Source organism: Citrifermentans bremense, from assembly GCF_014218275.1.
In the GTDB taxonomy this organism is placed as follows: Bacteria; Desulfobacterota; Desulfuromonadia; order Geobacterales; family Geobacteraceae; genus Geomonas; species Geomonas pelophila.
In genome coordinates this window covers 3,499,278-3,516,526 of sequence record NZ_AP023213.1, presented here as the reverse complement: position 1 = coordinate 3,516,526, position 17,249 = coordinate 3,499,278, and the positions used below count along the sequence as shown (strand labels likewise).

Genomic DNA, 17,249 nt, shown 5'->3' with positions numbered 1-17,249 from the left:
AGTAGGTCAGGAGGTAGGGTGTGAAAAGATTTGTTGTGGGAATTCTGGTGTTTGTTTCCCTGGCCGCCATCATATCGTGCAGCAAACCCGAAAGCAGGCTTCTTGGCAAATGGGTTGGCAAAAGCGGCAGCTTTCAGTTCAATGAAAACAAGACCGGGGTCATGAACCCTCCCGCTGGTGTGAATCTTCCGCACAACATCCAGTTTATCTGGGCGGTACGCGATGATGATTCCGTCCAGTTGAGCATTCAGCCCCCTATAGGAAAAGAGGTGCTCGCCAGATTCGAAGGCAAGAAAGTACTCGTCATCGAGGACGACAAGTTCGTGAAGGAGTAACGACTACTTTATGGACGAAGTAAAGGTATCACCAAGGCACCAAGGAGAACTTGATGAAAAGAAGAATCTTTAAAAGGTACATCCTCTCTACTGCCGTTATTGCCGGTGTTTGCTTTTTGACGTCGCCGCTGAGAGCCGACTACAGCAAAGGGCGTGAATTGTATCTGATGAAGGACTATCAGAACGCCATGAAAGAGTTCATGTTCGACGATGACCAGGGCTCGCTTTACATGGTCGCCTATATGTATGAGCACGGCGAAGGCGTCCCTGAAGATGGTGTGAAAGCTAGTGAATGGTATATGAAAGCGGCCGAGAAGGGTTCTGCCAAGGCCATGTACCGGCTTGGTGTGATGTATGCCAATGGTTACGGGGTCGACAAGGACGAGAGCGAGGCGATAAAGTGGTTTAAAAAAGCTTCTTTCAAGGGCTTCGCCCCTGCCAAAGACGCCTTGAAAAGGCTCACAAAGGGAACTGACTAGAGCAATTAAGCAGCGGTGAATATCGACGACATAAGAAAAGCCTCCCAAAGATAACGCCTTTGAGGAGGCTTTTTTGCCACTAAAACCTGCCGCATAACCTGCCGCAACTACATCTTTTCAAACTGGAGCACGGTCATCTCAGGATGATTGGGGACATAAAGGAACGACACCTTTGACTGCTTTCCTTTCCAAACGTAGGTCGACATATGCGTACCCTGCTTGCCGGCCTTCCCTTTGCCGTACTGCTGGATGAACATTTGCTTTAGTTTCTCCACGCCCGTTTTGGATACATATTTACCTTCAAATGTGACAGCGACGCTCACCATTAAACCATCTTTGAAGACAAACATGCGAGAAGCTATGGTTTCATCCGGTTTCTCCTGGGTGTACACCATCTGCTTGTTGTACTCGGCCATTTTACCCTTGGGGTAGGCTTCCACGATTTTGTGAAACATGGTGCCCCATCTGATGTCCTCATACCCGTTGGGAATGGTAGCGGCATGGCAGTTGATGGACAGTAAAAGCAGTGCGAAGGCCAGTAAAGCTGTGGTTGATCTAGTCATTGCAATTGGTTCCTTGATTGATTGGAATTGGTATAACCGCCGCTATTTATAACACTCTAGATCGGATTTTAACAGCTTTTACTACCATCGATGTGTTCAGAAAATAGCCTTGGCGCCCGCAGCGAATCAGTCTTTGGCGTGACACTTATTGCAAAGGCTTCTCTGATAAACGGCGAAATCAGATGCTTTTTTGCCATACATCGCCATCTTCACTTCGGCAGAGGTACGTCCCTGCGCTATGGCTGCAGGTGCCCCGTTATCTGTGCCTGGATACCTTCCGTCGTACACGATAAAGGTCGTATTGACATTCCACCTCATGCTGCTGTCCCAACCCGAGGCATGGGCACGGTGGCAGGACAGGCACATGACGTTGGAGTCCATCGTAGCACCGCTTTTGTTGGAACCGTTGCTGTTGGCCGTCGCCTTGAGCACAGAGTACTCGTCTGTTCCCATTTCAAAAGGCGCTAAAGAGTTGTATGCGGTCGCAGAGGACCCGTTCAGGTTTCCTGAGGAAATGTAGGCATTGTAGTTGTAAGTGACCTCTGCGCTCAGTTTGCCCTGTTTCCCGGAAGGATGCTGGGTGGCTCTGCCGGTGCCGGCATCGTGAATCGAGCCGTGGCAGTTGCTGCACCATTCGGACACCCCGCTTCCATAGGCGACCCGGGTGTCAGTTGAGGATTCCTCCCTGTTATAGGCCGATGGCGCCACCGCAGCCGGCGGGTCGGCTGTGAACTCGACACCGGGCGCGCCTTGATACCCCTTGCCTGCCAGCATCCTGTAGACGCTGACGGTGCTGAGTCCGTCTGGATCAGGGCTGTCGTTGTAGGAGCCTGAAGCGATGATGGGCTTGCCGGCATTGCTGATCGTTCCGTCGACGGACCTGCGGTAGTTGCCGTGCGGGTCGTGGCAGCTGATGCAGGATAACGAGTTGGAAGGGAAGTTGCCTCCCGGCGCTATCGAAAGTCTGGTGTCCGCTGAATAGCCGTAATCTGCGGCTACGATGTTGTGACCGTGGCGCTCTCCCTGGCTGGCTTCTTTGTCCCGGCCTTCACCGGACCATCGGTAATTTTTTTTCAACCAGCCGAAGTCCCCGCCGGGAGTGAGGTTTCTTGGAGCGATCCCTTCGACTAGCGTGATACCGCTGGTAGCGACTTGATAGGGTTCATCGTGTTGGAACCCTTCGGTGGACTGGTGGCACCGGAGGCACGTGGAACTTGCATCGCTACCTAACAGGTTTCCGCGTCTGGGTACTCCACTCTCGACGGCGCCGGTTGAATGGCACCCATTGCACTCTCCGGTTCCGCCGTTGTGAAAGGGCTTGGCGTTGCCGGCCAAGTATGCTGCATGGGAATTGTTGACCCAGAGTAAGATGCTTGCGATCACCACGAGACGGATTGCAAACATTCTGGCTGGTGTGCGCTTAAGGCAGGTCGTGAGCATGATGGTTTTCCTCCCTCATTTTTGCTTTCACCACCTGTTACAAATTGTACGCCATACCGTTAAAAATGGGGGGCAAGATTGTATCGTATTGAATTTAAAATGAAAATATGCTCTGGTCATGAGAACTATGAAAACGGTTATCTTTTGCGGGTGTTCTTCAAGCAGACAAAGCTCTGATCAGATCTTGGCTCTCTTGAAGCTAAGTTGCCGATGTTATTAATGGTTTACGAGGTGTTGGCGCGGTGCAGGTTTTGAACAGTGCATAGGCGCCGGGGCAGCAGGTCGTTTACTGCCCCGGCGGAAGAGGTGCATTTTCAGAGAAGACAGGGGGACGGTTGTCTCTGAAAAGGCATTGTGGGGGGAAGGGTTACTTTAAAATGATGACGAGGGCCCGGCGGTTTTTTTTGCGGCCGACCTCTGTCGTGTTATCGGCGATCGGTTCGGAACTGCCCATGGTGCGAATTTCGAACCGCTCGGCAGAGAGGTTGTACATCTTCATCAGGTACTGCTTTGTTCGCACTGCGCGTTTCTCTGAAAGCGCGAGGTTGTGGTCATCGCTGCCGGTAATATCGGCGTGTCCATGGATCTGTGCAATGATCTGTGGGTTGCGCTTCATGAACAGGCCGATCTTTCTACCCACATCGGTGAAGCTCGGCTTGATTTTGTAGCTGTTGAGGTCGAACTCGAAGGTGGCTTGGAGTAATGGGGCGGCAACTGGCACGGAAGGTGTTGACGCTTGTTTTTTTTCGGCGCCAGGTACTATTTGTTTTGCCTGATCTGTTGTTTCGGTGCTGTCGTTCTCTCGCGGCGCTTGTGCCGTCTTCTCTGCAGCCACAGGGGAAGGCTGCACGCTTGATGCAGAGGAGGCAATGCCGGGCGTGGCGATCGTTGAAACGGCAACACTCTGCGGCGTCGTTGCAACAGTTGTAGATGCGGGGGATGCGGGAACTGGTTTAGGGGTTTTCCTTTGCGTTACAACAGGCTGGTCTTTAGCCGTTGGTGTCGACAGGTTAGTCGAGGCTGCGGTGGACGCCGGATTCGTCATAGGTGTCGCTGCGGCAATCTGTGGGCGCGGCCTGCGGCGGGGCTGCTTCTTTTCTCCGCCGAAGACAAAACTTACCCCCGCAGTCAGTTCGAAACTGTTTCCCAGGCTGCTTGCGGCGACATCTCGGAAATCAAACCTGACGGCGACATCCTTTTTTATGAAGTACTTGGCTCCTAGACCGAAATTTACTAAAGGGCTCGATGACCCTTTGTCAGCTATGACTCCGCCAGCACCGAACGTCAAGAATGGAGTGAGATTGGGGCGTTCGAGAAAAGGATAAATAGTCTGAAAGGTGGCCAGGTAGAGGGTAGTGCTGCCGGACGATTTTGCGTCGGCACCTACCATGCTGAAATCTCCCTCAATCCCAAAAGCGTCTGTCAGCTGTTTGTCAATCTTGACCCCTGTCATTAAACCCGGCTTCAGTGAATTGAAACTGCCTGGCATGAAGATACCCACTACAGGGGTTGTGGTGAAACTGTCGTATTTGTCTGCTGCTAGGCATTGCGTGTGTAGAATCAGCAGTAAAGCAATCAGTACCGGTGGAGTGAGCACGCGCGTTATAGCGTTCATTATTGCGACCCTTTCATAGCATTGGAATCTGCTCGTACTGGGAATGCAGCATTTCGCATCCCGCGCTGCGATTTGTTGTAATGCCTAGTGACTTTAAGTGGGGGGAAACTATACTTTATTTATCCGCAAGAGTCAAAAGATGTATGAAGCTGATCTTATCCTCTTCTATAGCATGAGCCTCCCAATACTTTGGGGCGGCGCTAACCGCGGAGAGGCAGATCTTCTGAAATGATAGGATTCACTCCCGCATTCACACAATTTTATTAGGCAGTGCCCCCCTTCTCTAGCCTACGGTTGTGAAAATGCCACTTCGCGGGATGATTCTGTCACGGAGGATGTTTTTCTTCGCGCACACATATCTGCTTGTTTCCGTGTGGCCAGTAGTGGTATTTTGTTTGGCGATAAAACGATTATGCCGGGTAGTTGGCACCACTTCAAAAGCGAGGAGTTGTGATGAAAAAGATGATAAGCATGTTGACCGCAGTCCTAGTAACTTCTGCTCCTGGGTTTGGGGCCTGCTCCGATGTTCCCCCGAGCGGCATGGGGGGCGCCATGTCGGTGAACTCTGGGGTGACTGGCAAGGTTGTAGAGACAACGACTGCAGGGGATTATACCTATATCAACCTAGAGAAAGACGGTAAAAAGGCATGGGTAGCTTGTCCTCCCATGGCCAACGTGAAGTTGGGGCAGCAACTTGGGTTTACGGGATGCACTCCCATGATGGACTTTGAAAGCAAGGCTTTGAAACGGACTTTTGATCTGATCATGTTCTGCGGTGCTCCCCTGTCTGAGGCGCAGACGGAGTTGCTCAGCAAAAAGTCGACCGGTAGCAGCGGACAGGTGCCGGAATCGAAGGAAGGGATCGTTGTTGAAGCGGCTAAAGGTGCTGACGCACACACTATCGCCGACATCTATGACAAAATCGACCAACTTGACAAACAGACGGTCTCGGTTTCTGGGAAGGTGATGAAAGTCACTCCCCGGATTATGGGCCGGAACTGGCTTCACATACAGGACGGCACCGGTTCTGCAATGCAGAAAAACAACGATCTGGTGGTTACCACGAATGCCCTTCCAGGCGTTGGGGACGTAGTGACCATATCTGGGACCATAGCCAAGGACAAAGATTTCGGGTCTGGATATAAATACAGGGTGATTCTGGAACTTGGCAGCGTGAAACCCAAATAGGGGGGCTCGCGGCACGCCTGAAGCTTGGCAACCTCAGTAATCCAGTGCTATTTCCCTTCGTCGTTCGGGTCATCTTGATAACCTGGCACCTTGCCAAGGACGACCGCAACAGCCGACTCTGCCTCACCTGCCACATCATGTAGCGTGGCCTCCTGCTGGTCCGCCGGAAAATAAAGAAAAGGCGTCGGAGAGAACTCCGGCGCCTTTTTCATTTTCTGCCTGCGGCAGCGCTTGCTTAAGAGGGCAAAATCGCGGCTCACACCTTGTCGATGAGCGCGAGGAGCTCGCCGGTCTTTTCCTCCATCAGCGCCTGATCGCCCCGCGACTCCACGTTCAGCCGCAGCACCGGCTCGGTGTTTGAGCAGCGCAGGTTGAAGCGCCACTTGTCGAACTCCATGCTCATGCCGTCGGTGTCGTCGATGCTCAAGGCGCCCTCCCGGTAGGCCTTGCCGATCCGTTCGATGGCCGCCGCTGGGTCGTCGAGCTTCCTGTTGATCTCGCCGCTGGCGGGGAAGAGACGCATCCTCTCCTCGACGAGTTCTGTCAGCGATTTACCGGTCTTCCCCATGATGTTCAGCACCAGGAGCCAGGGGATCATGCCGCTGTCGCAGTAGGCGAAGTCGCGGAAATAGTGATGGGCGCTCATCTCGCCGCCGTACACCGCGTCCTCGCTCCTCATCCGCTCCTTGATGAAGGCGTGCCCGGTCTTGCTCATCACCGGTACGCCCCCCGCAGCCGTAACCACGTCGACGGTGTTCCAGGTGAGCCTTGGGTCGTGGATGATCCGGGCGCCGGGATGCATCTGCAGCATGGCGGCAGCCAGAAGCCCGACGATGTAGTACCCCTCGATGAAGTTCCCCCTGGCGTCGAAGAGAAAGCAGCGGTCGAAGTCGCCGTCCCAGGCAAGACCGAGATCGGCTCCGTGCGCGAGCACCGCCTCGGCCGTCGCGGAGCGGTTCTCCGGCAGCAGCGGGTTCGGTATCCCGTTGGGGAAGGTGCCGTCGGGCTCGTGGTGCACCTTGACGAAGCTGAAGGGGAGGCGGGACTCAAGAAGGTCGATGGTCCTGCCGGCGCAGCCGTTGCCGGCGTTGACCACGATCTTGAACGGCTTGAGCGTAGCCGGGTCGAGGTACCCCAGCAGGTGGTCGATGTAGCTTTTCTCGATGTCGAGCCGCTGCACGCTCCCCTTGGCCGAAACCTCCCCGAAGCGGTTTTGCTCCGCCAGCTCGCGGATGGCGTTCAGGCCGCTGTCGCCGCTGATGGGGCGGGACCCCTCGCGCACGAGCTTCATGCCGTTGTAGTCCATGGGGTTGTGGCTTGCGGTCACCATAATGCCGCCGTCCATCTTCTCGCTGAAGGTGGCGAAGTACACCTGCTCGGTGCCGCAGATGCCGATGTCGTACACGTCGACGCCGCTGTCTGTGAGCCCTTTGGCGAGCGCGCTGCAGAGCGGTTCGCTGGAGAGGCGCACGTCGCGGCCGACGATGACCTTCTTGGGCGCGAGGAAGGCGGCGTAGGCCCGGCCGATGCGGTAGGCGAGATCCTCGTTCAGCTCGTCGGGGACTCTCCCCCTGATGTCGTAGGCTTTGAAGCAGTGCAGGTTGCTCACTGGAAAGTTCTCCCCGTTTCCTTTATTTGCGGATGTTCCCCTGGTTTTCCAGGAACCACTGGTAAGACCTGGCGATCCCGTCCTTAAGGCCCACCTTCGCCTCCCATCCCAGCGCCTTCATCCGGGATACGTCCTGCAGCTTTCTGGGGGTGCCGTCGGGCTTGCTGGCGTCGAAGGCAAGTGCCCCCTCGAAGCCGACCACGTCGCGCACGGTTTCCGCCAGTTCCCGGATGGTGACGTCGATGCCGGTGCCCAGGTTGACGAAGCAGGGCTTGGGGTAGTTGGTGAGCTCTTCGGCGATGGTGGCGTCCGGGAGGTTCATCAGGTAGACGCAGGCCTCGGCCATGTCGTCCACGTAAAGGAACTCGCGGCGCGGCGTGCCGGTCCCCCAGATCACGACCTCAGGCTGCCGCTGCAGGGTTGCCTCGTGGAACTTGCGGATCAGGGCGGGGAGCACGTGGGAGTTGGCGAGGTCGAAGTTGTCCCCCGGGCCGTACAGGTTCGTCGGCATCACGGCGATGAACTTGGTGCCGTACTGGCGGTTGTAGGACTCGCACATCTTAAGGCCGGCGATCTTCGCGATGGCGTACGGCTCGTTGGTCGGCTCCAGCGGTCCGGTGAGGAGGTGCTCCTCCTTCATCGGCTGCGGCGCGTGCTTCGGGTAGATGCAGGAGGAGCCGAGGAAGAGCAGGCGCTTCACGCCGTTTCGGTAAGCCTCGTGGATCACGTTGTTCTGGATCGCCAGGTTCTGGTAGATGAAGTCGGCGGGGTAGGTGTTGTTGGCGTGGATACCCCCGACCTTGGCCGCGGCCAGTATGGCGTACTCGGGCTTCTCGCTTTCGAAGAAGGCCTTGACCGCGAGGTGGTCGGTGAGGTCGAGCCGGTCTTTCCCCGGGGTGAGCAGGTTGTGGTAACCGGCGGCTTTGAGGCTTCGCGTCAGCGCGGAACCGACGAGCCCGTTAGAGCCCGCGATAAATATCTTGGCGTCTTTATTCATGTCTGAACCAACTGTCCTCGCTCTACTCGTGGTAGTTGTAGGTGCTGAACCCGTGATGCTTGCAGAGCTCGTCGCGGCGCGCTTCCTCGAGGTCCGAGTGCACCATCTCGGCAACCAGTTCCTGGAAGGTCGTCTTCGGGACCCACCCGAGCTTCTGCTGGGCCTTGCTCGGGTCACCCAAAAGGGTCTCAACTTCCGTGGGCCTGAAGTAGCGGGGATCGACCTTCACGATGGTCTGCCCCACCTGCGGGTGCCCGGCGGCGCCCCCCTCGGTCTTGGTGCCGTGGCTGTCTATGGACGCCACGATGCCGACCTCGTCCACGCCTTCGCCTTCCCAGCGCATGCCGATGCCGACACCCTTGGCCGCCTCTTCCACCATCTGCCGCACCGAGAACTGCTTACCGGTGGCGATGACGAAATCCTCGGGCTCTTCCTGCTGCAGCATGAGCCACTGCATCTCCACGTAGTCGCGGGCGTGCCCCCAGTCGCGCAGGGCGCTCAGGTTCCCCAGGTAGAGGCAGTTCTGCAGCCCCAGCGAGATACGGGCGATGGCGCGGGTGATCTTCCTGGTGACGAAGGTCTCCCCCCGAATCGGGGACTCGTGGTTGAAGAGGATGCCGTTGCAGGCGTACATGCCGAAGGCCTCGCGGTAGTTGACCGTGATCCAGTAGGCGTAGAGCTTCGCCACCGCGTAGGGGGAGCGGGGGTAGAAGGGGGTCTTTTCCGACTGCGGCACCTCCTGCACCAGCCCGTAAAGCTCGCTGGTGGAAGCCTGGTAGAACTTGGTCTTTTTCTCCATGCCGAGGATCCGCATCGCTTCCAGGATCCGCAGCGTCCCGAGCCCGTCGGCGTTCGCCGTGTACTCCGGGGTCTCGAAGGAGACGGCCACGTGCGACATGGCGGCCAGGTTGTAGATCTCGTCCGGCTGCACCTGCTGGATGATCCGGATCAGGTTGGTGGAGTCGGTCAGGTCGCCGTAGTGGAGGATGAAGTCGCGGTTCTCTATGTGCGGGTCCTGGTACAGGTGGTCGATCCGGTCGGTATTGAATAGCGAGGCGCGGCGCTTGATGCCGTGCACGATGTAACCCTTTTTGAGCAGGAACTCAGCGAGGTATGCGCCGTCTTGCCCGGTGACACCGGTGATAAGAGCTACTTTTGCCATTTTGATTCCTTTCGATTGGTTTGATTCAGCCCAAGCCGGCTAGACGTACTTCTCCACCAGCTCCTCGATGATCTCACCGATGGTGGTCCTGCGGTATGCGGAGGCGATCTTGAGCTTCAGGTGCAGGTCCTGCCTGATGTTGGCGGTAAGGCGCACGTCACCCTCCGGGACCAGGCCGGAGACGGCCTTGGCGCCCTTCGCCGCGCCCTTCGCCTGCTCTTTCTTCCGGGACGGCTTTTGTGCCGCTCTCTCGCTCCGGGCGGCTGCGGGGGGCTCAACAGTCTTTGCGGCGGGGAGTGGGCGCGCTTCGGGGTGCGTCGGGGGCGCCTGGGGCGTCGGTGGGTCAAGGGGCTTTTCCGGCAGGACCTCTCCTGTTTCGAACAATCCCATCTGGTTTTCGGTATCCGACATCGCCGCCCCCTCAACTGCTTTCGATCGCCGGGCACTATAGCAACTTAGGCTTCGTCCGGGCAACCGTTTTCTGGCTTTACAAAGGAATCCTTAATGATGTATGTTTTCGGCGCGTGCGCCCGTAGCTCAGCTGGATAGAGCAGCAGGCTTCGAACCTGTCGGTCGGGAGTTCGAATCTCTCCGGGCGTGCCACGTTACTTCCTCTTCAGCTCGGCCTTTTTCCCTTCGTACCAGATGCTGCCGCTCATGATGTACAGGACACCTTTGGAGCCGCTGTAGCCTGCGCGCCAGCGCCTGTTCTCCACCGTGTCGATCAGTTCCACGGGGTATTCGGGGTCGGTCGTGGCCACCCATTTCCCCTTTTTGCCTTCATAGGAGATCCACTCTCCTCCTTCTGGTTTTGCCGGGGCTGTTGCTGTGGCGGAGAAACTGGACCAGGCGGGTTTTCGTCGGGCGATTGCTGTCATCAGGCTCATCGGGGGGGGATTTGATTCTGGGTGCCAATCGGGCAGACAATAACCCGAAATGACCGCTATTGGCAAAGACAAAATACCTTCTGAGGCAGTGACTCGCGCACTGCAGATTGACAGTCGCGAGCATGCCTTTAGAATTGTCTAATTGTGACAGAGAGGCCTTGCTAGGAAGCGCTTGAAGAGGAGTGGCAGCATAACCAAAATCTTGTTAGGAGTGAAAGATGAACCCTGATCTTGCGAAATTGACTCCGGGGCAAAAGCTTATGAAACAGGCGATCCACGAGATAGACGATTATTTCGGAGAGGGTGTTGCCTTCAAGAACATCGAGTTCCTCGGCGGGTACATGCAGACGCTTGCCATCCTGGAGCTGAAGGAAACCCTGCGGAACAAACTCTGAAAGCATGGCCCCGGAGGTTCCGCAGGGAATCTGCCGCCTTCTAGGGGGGCTGGGTCACTCCCTTTGGCAGCGAGAACCAGAAGGTCGCACCGCCATCAACCGCCCCCTCCGCCCAGACTCTCCCGCCGTGTCGCAGCACGATCCGCTGCACGATGGCCAGCCCGACACCGGTCCCCTCGAACTCCTCGTTGGCATGCAGGCGCTGGAACAGGCCGAAAAGCTTGCTCGCGTACGCCTCGTCGAACCCCACCCCGTTGTCCTTGACGAAGATCTCGGTATCCTGCTCCCGGTCGAGCGCGCCGACGGCTATTTTCGCCTTGTCACGGGAGCGGGTGAACTTGACCGCGTTGCCGATGAGGTTGATCAGCACCTGGCGCAGCATTGCCGCATCCCCAAGCACCACAGGCAGCGGGGCGATCTCCCATTGGATCTCCCGCTCCCGGTTGTCCCCTTCCAACTCGCTCACGATCTCCCTCACCAGTAGCCCCAGGTCGACCCATCCCTTCATCATCTCGCTGCGACCCATGCGCGAAAAGGCCAGCAGGTCGTCGATCAGCAATCCCATCTTGCTGGCGGCCTCGCCGATCACCTGCAGGTAGTGGCGGCTCTTCTCGTCCAGGGCGTCCCCGGCCTTGGCGTTCAAGAGGTCGACGAAGCCGATGATGTGGCGCAGCGGCGCCCGCAGGTCGTGAGAGACTGAGTAGCTGAACGACTCCAGCTCGCGGTTGCTGGCCCCCAGCTGTTCGAGCTGGTTTCTCAGGGCGAGGTTCAGCTCCAGTATCTTCGCCTCCCCCTGCTTTTGGCTGGTGATGTCCCGGATCACGGCGAAGACCCAGGTCCCGTCAGGGGTCTCGATCGGGTTCAGCATGATGTCCACCGGGATCTCGTGCCCGTCTTTGTGGCGCCCGTAGAGCTCCAGGCCGATTCCCATCTTGCGCGCGCGTGGGTCGGCGAAGTAGTTGCGACGGTGCTGGCGGTGGCGCTTGTGATAACGCTCCGGGATCAACAGCTCGATGCGCTGCCCCAGCATCTCCTCGCGCATGTAGCCGAAGATGATCTCCGCCTGCTGGTTCGTCCTGCGGATGACGCCGTTGCCGTCCGCGACGACGATGCCGTCGGGTGCCGTCTCGAAGAGCCGCTCCAGCATGTTGCGGCTTTTCAAAAGCGCCTCTTCCGAGGCGCGTTTTTCGGTGTTGTCGTGAATGATGAGCGCGAACCCGGCGAGCGTTCCCTGCTGGTCGTAAAAAGGGTTCAGCGTCACCGCGCCCCAGAAGCGGCTTGCGTCTTTTTTCAGCCGCCACCCCTGCAGCTCCAGGCTCCCCAGCGAGTGCGCCACGGCGAGCTCCCTTTCTGGAGCCTCGGAGCGCTGTTCCTCCTTTGGGTGTAGCAGCGAGAAATGCTTGCCCAGCACCTCGCTTTCCCGGTACCTGGTGATCTGCTCGGCGCCGGCATTCCAGGAGGTGATGTTCCCCTGAGGATCCAGAAGCGCCACTGCATACTCCTTCACCTGCTCCACCATCAGGCGGAAGGGGAGGTCGCCCTGCAGTTTTTCGGGCTCTTGCTGCTTGCGCGCTCCGGGGTTGGCAGTCAGCTCTTTGTCGGCCATGGCTTTTCCCCGTCCGCTATCGCGGAGCTACTACCCGCTCGAAGCTCTGCATCCACGAGTTGCCGCGTTCCAGGCCGTCTCCGCCTTCGCTGGCCCGGTACTTGTAGGTGAAGCGGAGCCTGTCGCCCGGCTTGACCGCCATCGGCAGCCGCACCGAAAAGGGCGCGATCTCGTCCTGCTTGAGGTCGGTGGGGATGACGAAGCTCACCTCGCGCTGCACCGGTTTCCCCTGGGGGCCAAGCAGTGCCACCCAGATCTCCAGGTCGCGCATCAGGAAGTAGCGCACGTTTTGCACCACCCCCTCGACCGCGGTCCCTCCGTTGTCTACCCTGGTCTCCCACCCCATCACCAGGTCGAACTGCCGGTAGTGCTCCGGCAGCGCCTCGAGACGCTGGCGGTGGTCGGGCGCAGTCGTGGCGCACCCTGCGGTCAGTGTTGCCAAGAGCAAAAGTAAGCCGATCAGTGGTCTCATTTGAATGTCCCTCCTTTTGGCGCTTCTAATTGTACGCGAGGAGCAGGAATTGACAAAAAAAAACTCCCCCGGCAAATGGCCAGGGGAGCAGGCAGGGGATAAAAGCCGCTGAATCTAGAATTCGGGACCCGCAGGCCCGCCGCACCGGGAGAAGCGCTCCCCGCGTTTGGCCCTGAACTCCTTGAGTTGGGCCGCCTGCTTCGGGGTGAGCAGCGCCAGGAACTGCTTCGCCCCCTGCGCCCTCGCTACTGCCAGGTCCGCCTGCACCGCCGCCACCTTGGCCGCCTGCTCCCTGATGGCGGCCTCGTCAGCGCCCCCCGAATGTACCAGGTCCTGCAATCGGCTCCGCTCCGCCCTCAGGCTCTCCATGAGCGGCTTGTGCTCTTGCCGGCTCTTTTTGAACAGCTCCTGCGCCTGGGCCTGCTGCTGGTCGGTCAGGTTCAGCTCGCTCGCCATCCGCTTGAAGAAATGCCCGTCCCGGTGCCCCTTCCTGTGTTTTTGGTGCTGCCCGGCTGCGGGGGTCGGGCCCTGGCCGGTGTACTCGGCGAACGCAGTCTGGCCGCCGAAGGCGGCGGCTGCGGTGATGCAGGCAACCAGGCCGAGCTTTCTCAGATTCCTTTTCATGATGAGGCTCCTTTTCGATGTGGTTTCTGTGCGCCAAGGCACGGTATGGAAGGAAGAGTAATGGGGGATTGTGTAGGCAATGTGGAAGAAGTATGGAAATGCTATCTGGCCTCCCTGTGAGAGAGGACCTTATCTTTTTTGCGGCAGCAGACCTTGATATGGCGGCATTCCATTGCTAGAATGTGCTAACGCTTGCAACAATGATCTCTTAGGGGGGGTGCCATGAAAATTCCGGTTGTGTTTGCAGACGAAAGGCGCGGCTTGGTAAAGGCAGAAGATCTTCAGGAACTGATCGAGCAGGCTGGCATTGTCTCGTTCCTTCGCAGCGACGGCGAATGTGTTCAGATCGGTACCGACGCTGTGAGAGGAATGGGGGGGAAGAACTACCGCGGTCCGGAGCGCAGAGGCAACGTCCTTTTCTGCTGATCGTGCAGCTTTAGAAGAGCAACCGGCGCAGACGGAAGGCCGACCCTGATTGGGCCGGCCTTCGCAGTTTCCGGGCGGCGCCCCCCCCCTTGCCGCCCCTTTTCCCCCCTCCCATCTTCCCCCTCAACTTTCATCCTTGTTATACGAATTGCGACAAATTCACAAATTTGCAAAACAGCTTTTTCCCTTTCGCATATCTGCGAATGCTTTCCCCGGGAGCATTAGCAGTGATCAACGTGCTGATTTTACGGCCGCATCGCAGGAAGTTGACCCTGTTTCAGCAGCACGGCTTTTTGCTGTTGTGCGAAAAAGTGCGCCCGGCAGCCGCCCGCGCAAGCGGTGAGCGTCCTGTCTAAGTCTACGTATTATCGACAATTTTGACCGATATACGAAATGGTAAAACGTTGGTATGCAAGTTGCTAACGTATACGGTAAGAGCGGTCAATCCCAACATGGAGGTATAAAGGCATGTCCAAAACAACATCTAACAAGGGGTGGCAGGTAGTCATCGCCGGAACCGGAATCAACCTGGCACTCGGGGTGCTGTATGCCTGGAGTATCTTCAAGGGTGCCATCAAGGCGTCCATCGAAAAGGGCGGCCCCGATGCGTTCCAGTGGAGCCTGAGCTCCATCAACGACCCGTACGCTCTCTGCTGTCTCGCCTTTGCTTTCTCGATGATCGTCGCAGGCAAGTGCCAGGACAAGATCGGCCCGGCAAAGACCGCGCTCATCGGCGGCATCCTGGTAGGCGCCGGCTTCTGCCTCATGGGCTACTCCAACAGCTACGCAGCCTGGGTCACCGGCTTCGGCGTCCTGGCCGGCTCCGGCTTCGGTTTCGGCTACTCCGCAGCCACCCCGCCGGCGCTCAAGTGGTTCTCCGCCAAGAAGACCGGCCTCATCGCCGGGATCGTGGTCGCCGGCTTCGGTCTCGCGCCGGTGTACATCGCGCCGCTCTCCAGCTACCTCCTGGGGGTTTACGGCATCCAGCAGTCGATGTACATCTTAGCCGCCGGCTTCGCCGTCATCGTCTGCGGCCTCTCCTTCGTGCTGGCCAACCCGCCCAAGGGGTACGTTCCCGCCGAACCGGTGGTTAAAGGCGAAGAAGGCAAGCCCGCCGTCGCCAAGAAGGCCGTGCATGACGCTACCGTTTCCGAGATGCTCCGCTCCCCCAAGTTCTACATGCTCTGGACCACCTTCTTCATCGGTGCAGGCGCAGGCCTTATGGTGATCGGCTCCGTGGCAGGCCTCGCCAAGAAGAGCATGGGCCCCATGGCCTTCGTCGCCGTGGCCATCATGGCGATCGGCAACGCCTCCGGCCGCGTGGTTGCCGGCGTGCTCTCCGACAAGATCGGCCGCCGCGCCACCCTGACCATCATGCTCAGCTTCCAGGCGGTGCTGATGTTCGCAGCCGTCCCCGTCGTCGGCTCCGGTTCCGCCACCCTGCTGGTGCTCCTCGCCTCCTTCATCGGCTTCAACTACGGCTCCAACCTGACCCTCTTCCCCTCCTTCGCCAAGGACTACTGGGGCTTCAAGAACTACGGCCTCAACTACGGCGCGCTGTTCAGCGCCTGGGGCGTAGGCGGCCTGGTGATGGGGCGCGTTTCGGAGATGATGAACGCGCAGCCCGGCGGCCTGAACAAGTCCTTCATCCTCGCGGGCTCCTGCCTTGCCCTGGGCACCGTCATCACCTTCTTCCTGCGCGAGAAGAAGGCGGTCGCAGTCGAGGCTACCGAGGTGGTCGGAGAGAAGGTCGCGGTCAAGGTCTCCGCATAGAACCGGCTTTGGCGTCAAGATGATAAAAAGCGGGGCCATGCATTTTCTGCATGGCCCTTTTTTTAACTGATGCTATCATGGCGCACCTGCGGGTTCACCTTCTGAGTAGTCAAGAGGATCTTAAATGGATACTTCCTACGTCACCATCATGCTGGTGGTCTTTCTCGTGCTGACCGGTCTCGCCATAGACATCGGCTACATGTACGTAAGCGACGAGGACCTGCAGCATACCGCGGAAATGTCAGCCTTGACCGGAGCCGAGTCGCTCAAAAAGCGTCTGCTGGTCCAGGCGCAGCAGTCCCCGGAAAAGCTGGCGCAGGTCTCCGCCGACCCCGTGCAGTCCGCGGCCCGCAGCACCGCCGTAGACACCGCGACCGGAAAGCACAGCGCCTCGGCCCTCGTGGCCCTCCTGAACGATAACGGCAACGCCCTCTCCGAAAACAACGACATAACCGTGGGCTTCTGGAACATGAGCAGCCGCAGTTACACCCCGGGGGGAACCCCGGTGAACGCGATGCAGGTGCGGGCGCGACGCACTGCCGAAAGCAGCTCCGTAGGCCTTGGCAGCCTCGGCACTTTCGTCGCCAAGATAAGCGGCACCGCCTCCTTCGGTTCCACGCCGGTGGCCGTGGCCGCCCTGGTCCCCGGCACCCGCTCCAACATCGCCATCTGCGCCGCTGCCTGCGACCCTTCCTGCAGCTATCCCGACGTCTGCAGCGTCCAGGAACGAAGGATGAGCCACCTGCCGTGGGATCCCAATGTCAAAAGCACCAGCGCCAACCGCTACCTCTATACCTCGCTCTTGCACCCGGTCACCATCACCAACACCATGAGCGATCTGGTCTGCCAGGAGATGCCGGTGCAGGAAGTCTGCGGCCTCCCCATCTTCACCGCCGCGATGAAGGACGACGCCATCCTGCGCGACCTGAAGGCCATGATGTACGACCCGAAGGTGGACAGCCCCAACAAGGAGTACGACCAAAACGGCAGGCTCGCGGGGTGGTGGGTGGTGGTCCCTGCCGCCGATTGCGGGGGAGGGCAGGCGGGGGAGGCGTTTGAGCCGCGCACCGTGGTCAAGTACTCCCTGGTGCGCATAAGCCGGATCTGCGTCGGCGGGGAGCCCGGTTGCGGCAAGACTTCCGGGCGCGCCGACCAGCCTGCGATCTCCTGCGCCCCCGGCGGGGAAGGGCTGTACATCGACCGCATCTCCTGCGTCGGCTGCGACAACGCCTCCAAGAGGCAGTTCTTCGGGCTGCGCCCCGTCCTGGTCAACTAGCGAGGCGCGCCGTGCCATGCCGCGCAAATGCGCCCCCCGGCGAACTGGTCAAGGCGGTAGAGGAATTCAACCGCGGGGAATGGTTCGAGTGCCACGAGACGCTGGAAGAGCTCTGGGTGGGGGAGAAGGGGGAGCTTAGGGATTTCTACCAGGGGGTGCTGCAGATCGCGGTCGCGCTGCATCACTGGCGTAACGGCAACTTCAAGGGGGCCCTGATCCTGCTGCAGGGGGGCGGCGAATGCCTGAGGCGGGTGTCGTCTGTCTGTCTTGAGCTCGACGTGGCGCGGCTTCAAAAGGACGCCGCAAGGTTCCTTGACGAGCTATCCGCGCTGGGCGAGGGGCGCATGGCCGAGGTGAATCCGGGCCTGGTGCCGAGGCTGCATCTCCTTTCCTGAAACGAAA

At 58.8% G+C, this 17,249-nt stretch carries 21 protein-coding genes and 1 tRNA gene; 10 read left to right on the top strand and 12 right to left on the bottom strand.

What is annotated here, in order from left to right; all coding sequences use genetic code 11:
• Nucleotides 1–20 precede the first annotated feature (20 nt).
• Nucleotides 21–335: a hypothetical protein gene (locus tag GEOBRER4_RS15455; protein WP_185243059.1), complete on the top strand. Its 315-nt coding sequence runs from the start codon at nt 21–23 to the stop codon at nt 333–335.
• Nucleotides 336–388: 53 nt separating this feature from the next.
• Nucleotides 389–814 carry a tetratricopeptide repeat protein gene (locus GEOBRER4_RS15450; RefSeq protein ID WP_185243058.1) on the top strand — a complete coding sequence of 142 codons (426 nt, stop codon included), beginning with the start codon at nt 389–391 and terminating at the stop codon, nt 812–814.
• A 107-nt stretch (nt 815–921) separates the two neighbouring features.
• Here GEOBRER4_RS15450 and GEOBRER4_RS15445 read toward each other — a convergent pair whose 3' ends face one another.
• From GEOBRER4_RS15445 to GEOBRER4_RS15435, 3 genes are all read right to left on the bottom strand, one after another.
• A complete protein-coding gene (locus GEOBRER4_RS15445; RefSeq protein WP_185243057.1) occupies nt 922–1,377 on the bottom strand; it encodes a hypothetical protein in 456 nt (151 codons plus the stop codon).
• 126 nt (nt 1,378–1,503) lie between these two features.
• On the bottom strand, nt 1,504–2,454 hold the full coding sequence (locus GEOBRER4_RS15440) for a cytochrome C (protein ID WP_226377805.1): 951 nt from the start codon (nt 2,452–2,454) through the stop codon (nt 1,504–1,506).
• A gap of 730 nt (nt 2,455–3,184) precedes the next feature.
• A complete protein-coding gene (locus tag GEOBRER4_RS15435) occupies nt 3,185–4,432 on the bottom strand; it encodes an OmpA family protein (RefSeq protein ID WP_185243056.1) in 1,248 nt (415 codons plus the stop codon).
• A 453-nt stretch (nt 4,433–4,885) separates the two neighbouring features.
• Between GEOBRER4_RS15435 and GEOBRER4_RS15430 the strand changes: the two genes are divergently transcribed.
• Nucleotides 4,886–5,620, top strand: coding sequence for an OB-fold nucleic acid binding domain-containing protein (locus tag GEOBRER4_RS15430; RefSeq protein WP_185243055.1), 735 nt, complete (start codon nt 4,886–4,888; stop codon nt 5,618–5,620).
• A gap of 47 nt (nt 5,621–5,667) precedes the next feature.
• Here the strand turns inward: GEOBRER4_RS15430 and GEOBRER4_RS15425 are convergent, their stop codons facing one another.
• The 5 genes from GEOBRER4_RS15425 to GEOBRER4_RS15405 are packed head-to-tail and all read right to left on the bottom strand — an operon-like array spanning nt 5,668 to nt 9,799.
• The gene (locus tag GEOBRER4_RS15425) at nt 5,668–5,832 is read right to left on the bottom strand and encodes a hypothetical protein (RefSeq protein WP_185243054.1); all 165 of its coding nucleotides are present in this window, start codon (nt 5,830–5,832) and stop codon (nt 5,668–5,670) included.
• Nucleotides 5,833–5,876: 44 nt separating this feature from the next.
• A complete protein-coding gene (locus tag GEOBRER4_RS15420) occupies nt 5,877–7,229 on the bottom strand; it encodes a phosphohexomutase domain-containing protein (RefSeq protein ID WP_185243053.1) in 1,353 nt (450 codons plus the stop codon).
• 22 nt (nt 7,230–7,251) lie between these two features.
• Nucleotides 7,252–8,226: a GDP-L-fucose synthase family protein gene (locus GEOBRER4_RS15415; RefSeq protein ID WP_185243052.1), complete on the bottom strand. Its 975-nt coding sequence runs from the start codon at nt 8,224–8,226 to the stop codon at nt 7,252–7,254.
• Between the two features lie 22 nt (nt 8,227–8,248).
• Nucleotides 8,249–9,388: a GDP-mannose 4,6-dehydratase gene (gmd, locus tag GEOBRER4_RS15410; RefSeq protein WP_185243051.1), complete on the bottom strand. Its 1,140-nt coding sequence runs from the start codon at nt 9,386–9,388 to the stop codon at nt 8,249–8,251.
• A gap of 39 nt (nt 9,389–9,427) precedes the next feature.
• Entirely contained in the window at nt 9,428–9,799 is a 372-nt protein-coding gene (locus tag GEOBRER4_RS15405; RefSeq protein ID WP_185243050.1) for a hypothetical protein, read from the bottom strand.
• A gap of 115 nt (nt 9,800–9,914) precedes the next feature.
• Here GEOBRER4_RS15405 and GEOBRER4_RS15400 point away from each other — a divergent pair.
• Nucleotides 9,915–9,991: transfer RNA gene (locus GEOBRER4_RS15400), tRNA-Arg, on the top strand.
• Nucleotides 9,992–9,993: 2 nt separating this feature from the next.
• Here GEOBRER4_RS15400 and GEOBRER4_RS15395 read toward each other — a convergent pair.
• On the bottom strand, nt 9,994–10,266 hold the full coding sequence (locus GEOBRER4_RS15395) for a hypothetical protein (protein ID WP_185243049.1): 273 nt from the start codon (nt 10,264–10,266) through the stop codon (nt 9,994–9,996).
• Between the two features lie 227 nt (nt 10,267–10,493).
• Between GEOBRER4_RS15395 and GEOBRER4_RS15390 the strand changes: the two genes are divergently transcribed.
• Nucleotides 10,494–10,670 (top strand): hypothetical protein, encoded by a 177-nt coding sequence (locus GEOBRER4_RS15390; RefSeq protein WP_012529572.1) that lies wholly within the window; start codon nt 10,494–10,496, stop codon nt 10,668–10,670.
• A gap of 40 nt (nt 10,671–10,710) precedes the next feature.
• On the opposite strand, the gene GEOBRER4_RS15385 is transcribed toward GEOBRER4_RS15390, so the two are convergent.
• The 3 genes from GEOBRER4_RS15385 to GEOBRER4_RS15375 all read right to left on the bottom strand — a co-directional run bounded on the left by GEOBRER4_RS15385 (nt 10,711) and on the right by GEOBRER4_RS15375 (nt 13,372).
• Entirely contained in the window at nt 10,711–12,276 is a 1,566-nt protein-coding gene (locus tag GEOBRER4_RS15385; RefSeq protein WP_185243048.1) for a sensor histidine kinase, read from the bottom strand.
• Between the two features lie 16 nt (nt 12,277–12,292).
• Nucleotides 12,293–12,748, bottom strand: coding sequence for a hypothetical protein (locus GEOBRER4_RS15380; RefSeq protein ID WP_185243047.1), 456 nt, complete (start codon nt 12,746–12,748; stop codon nt 12,293–12,295).
• Between the two features lie 114 nt (nt 12,749–12,862).
• The gene (locus GEOBRER4_RS15375; protein WP_085811795.1) at nt 12,863–13,372 is read right to left on the bottom strand and encodes a Spy/CpxP family protein refolding chaperone; all 510 of its coding nucleotides are present in this window, start codon (nt 13,370–13,372) and stop codon (nt 12,863–12,865) included.
• 222 nt (nt 13,373–13,594) lie between these two features.
• Between GEOBRER4_RS15375 and GEOBRER4_RS15370 the strand changes: the two genes are divergently transcribed.
• From GEOBRER4_RS15370 to GEOBRER4_RS15355, 5 genes are all read left to right on the top strand, one after another.
• Nucleotides 13,595–13,798, top strand: coding sequence for a GSU3473 family protein (locus GEOBRER4_RS15370; RefSeq protein ID WP_185243046.1), 204 nt, complete (start codon nt 13,595–13,597; stop codon nt 13,796–13,798).
• Nucleotides 13,799–14,025: 227 nt separating this feature from the next.
• A complete protein-coding gene (locus GEOBRER4_RS20245) occupies nt 14,026–14,154 on the top strand; it encodes a hypothetical protein (protein WP_264177089.1) in 129 nt (42 codons plus the stop codon).
• A gap of 112 nt (nt 14,155–14,266) precedes the next feature.
• Nucleotides 14,267–15,571 carry an L-lactate MFS transporter gene (locus tag GEOBRER4_RS15365; RefSeq protein ID WP_185243045.1) on the top strand — a complete coding sequence of 435 codons (1,305 nt, stop codon included), beginning with the start codon at nt 14,267–14,269 and terminating at the stop codon, nt 15,569–15,571.
• Nucleotides 15,572–15,695: 124 nt separating this feature from the next.
• Nucleotides 15,696–16,847, top strand: a complete 1,152-nt coding sequence (locus GEOBRER4_RS15360; RefSeq protein WP_185243044.1) for a pilus assembly protein TadG-related protein — start codon at nt 15,696–15,698, stop codon at nt 16,845–16,847.
• 11 nt (nt 16,848–16,858) lie between these two features.
• Nucleotides 16,859–17,242 (top strand): DUF309 domain-containing protein, encoded by a 384-nt coding sequence (locus GEOBRER4_RS15355; RefSeq protein WP_185243043.1) that lies wholly within the window; start codon nt 16,859–16,861, stop codon nt 17,240–17,242.
• Nucleotides 17,243–17,249: the final 7 nt, after the last annotated feature.

What these genes read in the sequence shown, in the direction of transcription:
- GEOBRER4_RS15450 (WP_185243058.1), top strand. Translation starts at nt 389, where the DNA reads ATGAAAAGAAGAATCTTTAAAAGGTACATCCTCTCTACTGCCGTTATT.
- GEOBRER4_RS15445 (WP_185243057.1), bottom strand. Translation starts at nt 1,377, where the DNA reads ATGACTAGATCAACCACAGCTTTACTGGCCTTCGCACTGCTTTTACTG.
- GEOBRER4_RS15435 (WP_185243056.1), bottom strand. Translation starts at nt 4,432, where the DNA reads ATGAACGCTATAACGCGCGTGCTCACTCCACCGGTACTGATTGCTTTA.
- GEOBRER4_RS15430 (WP_185243055.1), top strand. Translation starts at nt 4,886, where the DNA reads ATGAAAAAGATGATAAGCATGTTGACCGCAGTCCTAGTAACTTCTGCT.
- GEOBRER4_RS15425 (WP_185243054.1), bottom strand. Translation starts at nt 5,832, where the DNA reads ATGAAAAAGGCGCCGGAGTTCTCTCCGACGCCTTTTCTTTATTTTCCG.
- GEOBRER4_RS15415 (WP_185243052.1), bottom strand. Translation starts at nt 8,226, where the DNA reads ATGAATAAAGACGCCAAGATATTTATCGCGGGCTCTAACGGGCTCGTC.
- gmd (WP_185243051.1), bottom strand. Translation starts at nt 9,388, where the DNA reads ATGGCAAAAGTAGCTCTTATCACCGGTGTCACCGGGCAAGACGGCGCA.
- GEOBRER4_RS15405 (WP_185243050.1), bottom strand. Translation starts at nt 9,799, where the DNA reads ATGTCGGATACCGAAAACCAGATGGGATTGTTCGAAACAGGAGAGGTC.
- GEOBRER4_RS15395 (WP_185243049.1), bottom strand. Translation starts at nt 10,266, where the DNA reads ATGACAGCAATCGCCCGACGAAAACCCGCCTGGTCCAGTTTCTCCGCC.
- GEOBRER4_RS15390 (WP_012529572.1), top strand. Translation starts at nt 10,494, where the DNA reads ATGAACCCTGATCTTGCGAAATTGACTCCGGGGCAAAAGCTTATGAAA.
- GEOBRER4_RS15385 (WP_185243048.1), bottom strand. Translation starts at nt 12,276, where the DNA reads ATGGCCGACAAAGAGCTGACTGCCAACCCCGGAGCGCGCAAGCAGCAA.
- GEOBRER4_RS15380 (WP_185243047.1), bottom strand. Translation starts at nt 12,748, where the DNA reads ATGAGACCACTGATCGGCTTACTTTTGCTCTTGGCAACACTGACCGCA.
- GEOBRER4_RS15375 (WP_085811795.1), bottom strand. Translation starts at nt 13,372, where the DNA reads ATGAAAAGGAATCTGAGAAAGCTCGGCCTGGTTGCCTGCATCACCGCA.
- GEOBRER4_RS15370 (WP_185243046.1), top strand. Translation starts at nt 13,595, where the DNA reads ATGAAAATTCCGGTTGTGTTTGCAGACGAAAGGCGCGGCTTGGTAAAG.
- GEOBRER4_RS15365 (WP_185243045.1), top strand. Translation starts at nt 14,267, where the DNA reads ATGTCCAAAACAACATCTAACAAGGGGTGGCAGGTAGTCATCGCCGGA.
- GEOBRER4_RS15360 (WP_185243044.1), top strand. Translation starts at nt 15,696, where the DNA reads ATGGATACTTCCTACGTCACCATCATGCTGGTGGTCTTTCTCGTGCTG.